Source organism: Variovorax sp. YR752 (genome assembly GCF_943372545.1).
The window spans coordinates 1-7,192 of sequence record NZ_CALRZC010000319.1 but is presented as its reverse complement, the minus strand read 5'-3'; the positions used below and the strand labels follow the sequence as shown (position 1 = coordinate 7,192).

Genomic DNA, 7,192 nt, shown 5'->3' with positions numbered 1-7,192 from the left:
GTCGCACTGGTCGCCTGCATGCGAAAGCTACTCACCTGCCTGAACGCAATGGTCAAGACCAACTCGCCTTGGTCCGACTCACCCGCCGGAGCTTGACTGACGACACAGTTACTCAGCCGATCCACTCCACCCATTCGCCATGCGGATGGGCCGCGGCCAGCGTGCGCTCGCGGCCCTCGGGCCACAGCGTCAGGCGCAGTTCGGCCGGCGCGCCGGGCGCATAGAACTCCATGCGCAGCCAGGCCAGCGGCGCCGCATGGCTCGCCCGCGTGGCGGCCGCAGCGAGCGCCGCTTCGATGCGCTCGCGCGTGGCCGGCGGCAAGTACTGCCAGACGACCGAGTGCACCAGCACCGTGGCCACGCCTTCGCGCGGCGCGGCGAGCTGCGCTTCCACCCAGGCGGCCGCATCGCCGGCATCGACGACGGGCCGTTCCTGCTGCGCCAGCGCGATCGCGCCGTGCAGCCGCGCGGCGCGTGCGGTCTGGTCCGGCCAGACGTAGGCGCGCAGGCGTTGCACCGCGGCGCCGTCGCGCAGGTCGACGGGCAGCAGGTCGTTGCCACGCCGGTCGGCGATGTTGATGTGTCCGGGCAGGCGCGGTGCATCGCCGCGCCAGTCGGAGTTGATGCGCACCGGGCTCGCCGCGTCGCCCCAGCTCTGCGCGGCCAGCGTGTAGTGGAAGCGGTCCCACAGCAGGTTGAGCCCGGCGCTGGCGCCGATCTCGCGCAGCGCCAGCGGCAGCCCGGTGGCCTGAGCGATGGCCGCGTAGCCGCCGATCAGCACCGCGCTGCGCATCACCTCGTTGGTCTGCGGCGCGCTGGCGAGGTAGCCGCGCAGGTGTTCGGCCTCGTCGACCAGCAGGCGCTGCAGCAGCGGCACCAGCGCCGCGGCATCGAAGCCGCTCGCGGCCGGCGGGTACAGCGCGGCAAGCGCCGGGTGCCGGCCCGACAGTGCCAGCGCATGCAGCCCACCGGCCAGGCGCAGCGGCACCAGGTCCTGGCCCGGCGGGCCAGCGGTCCATTCAGGGATCAGCGCACGCATCGGCCCGCCAGCCAGCCAGTCGTCGGCGAGCCAGTCGAGCAATCGAGCGTTGAAGGGCGAGCCGAGCTTGTCGCACCAGCGCACCTGCTCGCGGAAGGCGTCGATCAGCGCATAGTGTGCGTTCACGCAGCGCGCTCCATCGGGTGGTTAGAGTGCCGCCCATGATGCATGAACCCTTGGGTTTTCTCTTCGGCGCCCCGGCCGCCACGCTGCTGCTGGCCACCATCGTGGTCGTCAGCCTGCTCGGGCTGAACGGCAAGCCGCAACTGATCGAGCGAAACCTGCTGCGCCCGCACGGCCTGGTCGCGCGCGGCGAGTGGATGACGCTGGTCACCAGCGGCTTCATCCATGCCGACCTGCCGCACCTGCTGTTCAACGGCTTCAGCTTCTGGGCCTTCGGTTTTGGGCTTGAGCGTGCGTTGGGCACGCCGGCCTTCGTCGCGCTGTACGTGTTCGGCCTGCTGGCCAGCAGCCTGACGACCTGGGCGATCCACCGCAAGAACCCGAACTACTCGAGCCTCGGTGCCTCAGGCGCCATCCTCGCGGTGGTGTTCGCGGCGATCGTCGTCGACCCGGGCTCCTCGCTCTACATCCTGCCGATCCCGTACCCGATTCCCGCACCGCTGTTCGCCATCGGCTACCTCGCCTACAGCGTGCTGGCCGGCCGCACCGGCCTGGGCCGCATCAACCACGATGCGCATGCCGCCGGCGCGGTGGCGGGGCTGGTGTTCATGGCGGTGGCGGTGCCGGGGTCGCTCGGGCGTGCCGTGGCCACCTGGCTGGGTTGACGCAGGCGCCTCGCCGGGCAACTCACTGCATCAACAGACCGTGGTGGTTCGCTTCGTGCGGCTGGATCTGCGTGTCCTCGAACCCATCGGCAGAGGGCTCGGCGCCCATGTCTGCGTCGGCATCGAGTTGGCGGTCGAGTGCCTGGCGCACTGACATCCCGGAGCGCTGGATCTCCTGCGCGGCGGGTTCGAATCGCTCCTGTTCCTGAGCCTGCGAGAGGTGTTCACGCTGCAGTTGGAGCATGCGAAGCCTCATCTGCTCGAACTCTCCGTGCAGGCCGATGAGCTCCTGGGCGTGCCAGGACTGAAGTGCCTGCAGCCTGCGCCGATGCAGCGCTCGCAACAGGCCCGCCTGCAGGAGCAGAGCGCCGGCCAGGCCGGCCAGGAAGATCCAGATCGAATAGGAAGTCATCGTCACGACTGTGCTGACGGGTTGGAGTAACCGGCGCGCCCGCCGGGCATGGCTGAGCCGGTCTTCGGGTCGGGCTCGCCCACGAGACGCAGTCCTTCGAGATGCTCGTAGAGGCGGACCAGCGCAACCAGCGCGTCGGTCTCCAGGTCGACCTGCCACTCGCCGCCGAGCCATGCCTCGATCAGGCGTCCGAGCCGAGGGGGATCGCTCCACGCGGCCAGCAGCTCATCGGCGAGCAATGGTGCGAGCGCGCTGAGTCGGCGCAACTCTGCGTCGGCGGCGCTTGCCCGATCGGCGGCCACGGCCATGCGGAACCCGTGCATCTCGCCAGGCCGACCAACTTGCTCACGGATCCTCTCTGTCTGCTGCCACATGCTCGTACTGCCTCGAATCGATTGATCATTTTGTGGGCGAGACTGTATGAGAAGTGACATCCAGCGCAGCGGCCGTACTTCACGCACACGCATCGGCCTGTCGGGGCCTCCCCGATTCGTGGGGGGCCTTGCGGCGGCGCCGCGGCCGCGGGCCGCCCGCTGCCGTTCACATCACCGTGGCATGCGGATGCAGCGGGTGCTCGATGGTCTCGGCGATCAGCGCCAGCGCGCGGTCGCAGTCCTCGCGTGACAGCGGCCCGCCGACGCAGATGCGCACGGCATCCGGCGGGTTGCCGTCGGTGCTGAAGGCGGCACTGGCCACCACCGCGACGCCCTGCATGCGCAGGTAGGACGCGAACTCGACCACGCTCCAGCCCGAGTTCAGCGGCAGCCAGAGGTGGAAGGCCTCGGGCTGCGCCACCACGCCGTGCCGCGCCAGGTGGCGCTGCGCCAGTTCGTGGCGGGCCAGGCTCTCGTTGCGCACGGCTTCGAGCATCGCGTCGGCCGTGCCGTCGCCGACCCAGCGGGTGGCCAGCGCGTTGGTCACCGGCGAGGCCATCACCGAGGTGGCGCGCATCGCGCCGGCAAGCTGCTGCGCGAGGCGTTCGCTCGGCGCGCAGACGTAGGCGCTGCGCAGCCCGGCACCCAGGCACTTGGAGAAGCCGGTGACGTGGTAGGTCAGCTCGGGCGCGAAGGTGGCCACCGGCGGCACGCGCTTGCGCGGCAGCCAGCCGTAGGCGTCGTCCTCGATGATGGGGATGCTGTAGCGCAGCGCCACGTCTGCCAGCGCCTCGCGGCGCGCCAGCGTCATCGTCGTCGTCGTCGGGTTGAGGAAGGTCGGGTTGCAGTAGATCGCCTTCGGCGCCAGCGTCTTGCAGGCGTGGTTCAGCGCATCGATGTCCGGGCCCTCGTCGTCGAGCGGGATCGGGTGCAGCGCAATGCCCAGCTGCGCGGCGATCGCCTTCAGCCCCGGGTAGGCCAGCGCATCGACGCAGACCAGCTCGCCCGGCCGCGCCAGTTGCGACAGCAGCCCGAGCAGCACGCTGTGGATGCCGGGGCAGACCAGCACCTGCGCGGCCGAGATGCCCGACAGGCGGCGGCGCAGCCAGTGCACCGCGGCGTCGCGGTCGGCGGCGTTGCCGCCGAAGTCCTGGTAGCGCAGCAGGCCGAAGAGGTCCTGCTGGCGCATCACCTCGGCGGCGCTGTCGCGCAGGCGCGCCACCAGCGCCGGGTCGTCCGGCTCGGGCGGCAGGTTCATGGTCATCTCGGCGTTGGTGCCGTTGCGCAGCGGCAGCGACGGCCCGCGCCCGCGCACGAAGGTGCCCTGGCCGGCGCGCGAGTCGATCAGCCCGCGCTTGCGCGCCTCGGCATAGCCGCGTGCCACCGTCGTGTAGTTCAGGCCCAGCGACTCGGCCAGCTCGCGCAGCGTCGGCAGGCGCTCGCGCGGGCCGAGGCGCTCGCCGCGCACGTCTTCGGCGATCAGCTCGGAGATCAGCAGGTAGGCCGGCTGATCGCTCTGTTGCAGGCGGCGGCGCCAGCGCTCGGCGAGGTTGTTCATGCGATTGATCGGATGGTGTGGGCGGCTTGTTGCATGGGCCGTGCCTGCATGCAGCGGTGCCCGCGCGCGCTGCTGGTGCAACAGCCCCCATTGATCGGGTGCATTGATCGCATTGGCGGCGCGCGCTGTTGGTGCCGATACCCACGAATCGCTCAGGGTCTCTGCGCGGCGGCCGCGGCGGGCTCGAACGGCGGCGCCCTCGCACATATGCGCTTGATCGCAGATTGATCGCACGCCGCTGCGCCGCAATGGCATGGCGCATGCGGAAGGCGAGGCACCTGCCTTCCCAACCACCGCAAGGAGCACCTCATGCCGAAAGTCACCCAACCCGCGAACAAGAAAGGCGACTTCCTCGTCGACTACGAAGAGAAGGTCTTCCCCGACGTGAAGGCCGACGCGGGCGAGAAAGCGCTCGTGACCTTCCACACCGTCGCCTTCGAAGGTTCGATCGGCTTCGTCAACCTGCTGCAGGCCACACGGCTGCAGCGCAAGGGCTTCGACACCTCCATCCTGCTCTACGGCCCGGGCGTGACGCTGGGCGTGCAGCGTGGCTTCCCGACGCTGGGCGCCGCGGCCTTCCCCGGCCACCTGAACTTCAACGAGCAGATCAGCAAGTTCATCGCCGAGGGCGGCAAGGTCTACGCCTGCCGCTTCGCGCTGCAGGCGCTGTACGGCCACGGCGAAGGCGCGCTGATCGAGGGCATCAAGCCGATCAACCCGCTGGACGTGCTGGACCTGATCCTGATGCACCGCAAGGAGAACGCGTTCATCCTCGACACCTGGACGCTGTGATCGCACGAGGCGCCGCCATGAGTTCCTCCCGCATCGTCCGCGCGGCCGCTGTCCAGATCTCGCCCGATCTGGCGCAGCCGGCCAACACCATCGACCGCGTCTGCAGCGCGATCGACGAGGCGGCGGCCCGTGGTGCGCGCCTCGTCGTCTTTCCCGAGACGCTGGTTCCCTACTACCCGTACTTCTCCTTCGTGCAGCCGCCGTGCCGGCAGGGCGCCGACCACCTGCGGCTGTACGAGCACGCGGTGGTCGTTCCAGGCCCGGTCACCGATGCGGTGGCCGAGCGCTGCCGCGCGAAGGAGGTGGTCGTGCTGCTCGGCGTCAACGAGCGCGACCATGGCTCGCTCTACAACACGCAGCTGCTGTTCGACGCCGATGGCACGCTGGTGCTCAAGCGCCGCAAGATCACGCCGACCTACCACGAGCGCATGGTCTGGGGGCAGGGCGATGCCGCCGGCCTGAAAGTGGTGGACACGGCAGCCGGCCGCATCGGCGCGCTGGCCTGCTGGGAACACTACAACCCGCTGGCGCGCTATGCGCTGATGGCGCAGCACGAGGAGATCCACTGCGCGCAGTTCCCCGGCTCGCTGGTCGGCCAGATCTTTGCCGACCAGATGGGCGTGACGATCCGCCACCACGCGCTGGAGTCCGGCTGCTTCGTCATCAACGCCACCGCGTGGCTGAGCGATGAGCAGGTGCGTTCGATCACGCCCGACGAATCGCTGCACGGCGCGCTGCGCGGCGGCTGCCACACCGCCATCGTCACGCCCGAGGGCCGCTATCTCGGCGAGCCGCTGACCGAGGGTGAGGGCATGGTGGTCGCCGATCTCGACATGGCGCTGGTCACCAAGCGCAAACGCATGATGGATTCGGTGGGCCACTACGCCCGCCCCGAACTGCTGGCGCTGGCGATCAATCACCGCCCGGCCACGCCGGTGGTGAGCCTGAGCGCCACCACACCGTTCCTTTCCACTTCCACCGAGGCACACCATGAGCACGACCCCGTCGAGCGCCGCCCGGGCGCTGATGACCGACTTGCAGTCGTACGGGCTGCGGCTGCTTGACCCCGGCGCCGGCGCGCCCAGCCGCCGCGGCGGCGCGGGCCCGTCGGACCACAAGGCCGTGACCATCGACGGCCACACGATCATGGTGCCGGTGCACACCAGCAGCGCCTGGGCCTCGCCCTTCGTCGCCGAGGCGCCGGATGCCGAGGGCCGCGTGACGCTCAAGCGCGGCAGCATCCCGATCGCGCAGATCGCATTCCCGAAGCAGCCGCGCTTCTACGGGCTGAGCACGGCCGACGGCGTGCCGTACTCGCACATCGCCACGCTGCACGGCGCCGACGTGCTCGCCACCACGGTGCTGCAGACCTGCATCCGCTACGAGAGCCGGCGCAAGGCGTGCAAGTTCTGCGCGATCGGCCAGTCGCTCGCGGCAGGCCGCACCATCGCGCACAAGACGCCGCAGCAGCTCGCCGAGGTGGCGAAGGCGGCGGTGGAGCTCGACGGCATCAAGCACATGGTGATGACCACCGGCACGCCGGCGGGCGACGACCGCGGCGCGCGGGTGCTGTGCGACAGCGCGCGGGCGATCAAGGCCGCAGTGGATCTGCCGCTGCAGGGCCAGTGCGAGCCGCCGGAAGACGACGCCTGGTTTCAGCGTTTGAAGGACGCCGGCATCGACACGCTCGGCATGCACCTGGAGGTGGTCAGCCCGGCGGTGCGCGAGCAGATCATGCCGGGCAAGGCGCAGGTGCCTGTTGCCAAGTACATGGCCTCGTTCGAGGCGGCGGTGGCGGTGTTCGGCCGCGGCCAGGTCAGCACCTACATCCTGGCCGGGCTGGGCGACACGCGCGAGGAGATCCTGGCCATCTGCGAGCAGCTCGTCGCGATCGGCGTCTACCCCTTCGTCGTGCCCTTCGTGCCGATCGCCGGCACGCCGCTGGAGGACCACCCTGCGCCGGAGGCGGCGTGGATGAAGTCCATCCTCGAGCCGCTGGGGGCGATGGTCTCCGAAGCGGGTTTGCTGTCCAAGGACATCAAGGCCGGTTGCGGCAAGTGCGGCGCGTGTTCGTCGCTGTCGCAGTACGAGAAGGGCGAGCGGGTGGCGGAGGTGGTGGCATGACGACCTGTCTGGAGGTTGCGGTCGATGCGCTGGTCGGTGACGCGCTCGACTTCCGACCCTGCGAGTTCCGCATCAGCTGGGCGGCCACGGCCTGGCAGCGGCAGC

At 70.1% G+C, this 7,192-nt stretch carries 8 protein-coding genes; 4 read left to right on the top strand and 4 right to left on the bottom strand.

Annotation, left to right across the window (positions count from 1 at the left end; genetic code table 11):
* Window positions 1-112: 112 nt before the first annotated feature.
* On the bottom strand, window positions 113-1,165 hold the full coding sequence (locus AAG801_RS38730) for a DUF2332 domain-containing protein (RefSeq protein ID WP_341893202.1): 1,053 nt from the start codon (window positions 1,163-1,165) through the stop codon (window positions 113-115).
* Between the two features lie 35 nt (window positions 1,166-1,200).
* On the opposite strand from AAG801_RS38730, the gene AAG801_RS38725 reads away from it, so the two are divergent.
* Complete coding sequence (locus AAG801_RS38725) at window positions 1,201-1,827, top strand: rhomboid family intramembrane serine protease (protein WP_341893201.1); 627 nt, start codon at window positions 1,201-1,203, stop codon at window positions 1,825-1,827.
* Between the two features lie 22 nt (window positions 1,828-1,849).
* Here AAG801_RS38725 and AAG801_RS38720 read toward each other — a convergent pair whose 3' ends face one another.
* The 3 genes from AAG801_RS38720 to AAG801_RS38710 all read right to left on the bottom strand — a co-directional run bounded on the left by AAG801_RS38720 (window position 1,850) and on the right by AAG801_RS38710 (window position 4,171).
* Window positions 1,850-2,239 (bottom strand): hypothetical protein, encoded by a 390-nt coding sequence (locus AAG801_RS38720; protein WP_341893200.1) that lies wholly within the window; start codon window positions 2,237-2,239, stop codon window positions 1,850-1,852.
* Between the two features lie 2 nt (window positions 2,240-2,241).
* Window positions 2,242-2,547: a hypothetical protein gene (locus AAG801_RS38715; protein ID WP_341893199.1), complete on the bottom strand. Its 306-nt coding sequence runs from the start codon at window positions 2,545-2,547 to the stop codon at window positions 2,242-2,244.
* A gap of 232 nt (window positions 2,548-2,779) precedes the next feature.
* Entirely contained in the window at window positions 2,780-4,171 is a 1,392-nt protein-coding gene (locus AAG801_RS38710) for a PLP-dependent aminotransferase family protein (protein WP_341893198.1), read from the bottom strand.
* 309 nt (window positions 4,172-4,480) lie between these two features.
* Between AAG801_RS38710 and AAG801_RS38705 the strand changes: the two genes are divergently transcribed.
* The 3 genes from AAG801_RS38705 to AAG801_RS38695 are packed head-to-tail and all read left to right on the top strand — an operon-like array spanning window position 4,481 to window position 7,087.
* Complete coding sequence (locus tag AAG801_RS38705) at window positions 4,481-4,963, top strand: MSMEG_0572/Sll0783 family nitrogen starvation response protein (RefSeq protein WP_341893197.1); 483 nt, start codon at window positions 4,481-4,483, stop codon at window positions 4,961-4,963.
* 17 nt (window positions 4,964-4,980) lie between these two features.
* On the top strand, window positions 4,981-6,027 hold the full coding sequence (locus tag AAG801_RS38700; protein WP_341893196.1) for a Nit6803 family nitrilase: 1,047 nt from the start codon (window positions 4,981-4,983) through the stop codon (window positions 6,025-6,027).
* A complete protein-coding gene (locus tag AAG801_RS38695) occupies window positions 5,990-7,087 on the top strand; it encodes an MSMEG_0568 family radical SAM protein (protein ID WP_341893203.1) in 1,098 nt (365 codons plus the stop codon). The genes AAG801_RS38700 and AAG801_RS38695 overlap by 38 nt, the downstream gene beginning before the upstream one ends.
* The last annotated feature ends 105 nt before the right edge of the window (window positions 7,088-7,192 follow it).

Coding starts and splice junctions, on each gene's coding strand:
- AAG801_RS38700 (WP_341893196.1), top strand. CDS start 4,981: ATGAGTTCCTCCCGCATCGTCCGCGCGGCCGCTGTCCAGATCTCGCCC.
- AAG801_RS38695 (WP_341893203.1), top strand. CDS start 5,990: ATGACCGACTTGCAGTCGTACGGGCTGCGGCTGCTTGACCCCGGCGCC.
- AAG801_RS38710 (WP_341893198.1), bottom strand. CDS start 4,171: ATGAACAACCTCGCCGAGCGCTGGCGCCGCCGCCTGCAACAGAGCGAT.
- AAG801_RS38720 (WP_341893200.1), bottom strand. CDS start 2,239: ATGACTTCCTATTCGATCTGGATCTTCCTGGCCGGCCTGGCCGGCGCT.
- AAG801_RS38715 (WP_341893199.1), bottom strand. CDS start 2,547: ATGGCCGTGGCCGCCGATCGGGCAAGCGCCGCCGACGCAGAGTTGCGC.
- AAG801_RS38705 (WP_341893197.1), top strand. CDS start 4,481: ATGCCGAAAGTCACCCAACCCGCGAACAAGAAAGGCGACTTCCTCGTC.
- AAG801_RS38725 (WP_341893201.1), top strand. CDS start 1,201: ATGATGCATGAACCCTTGGGTTTTCTCTTCGGCGCCCCGGCCGCCACG.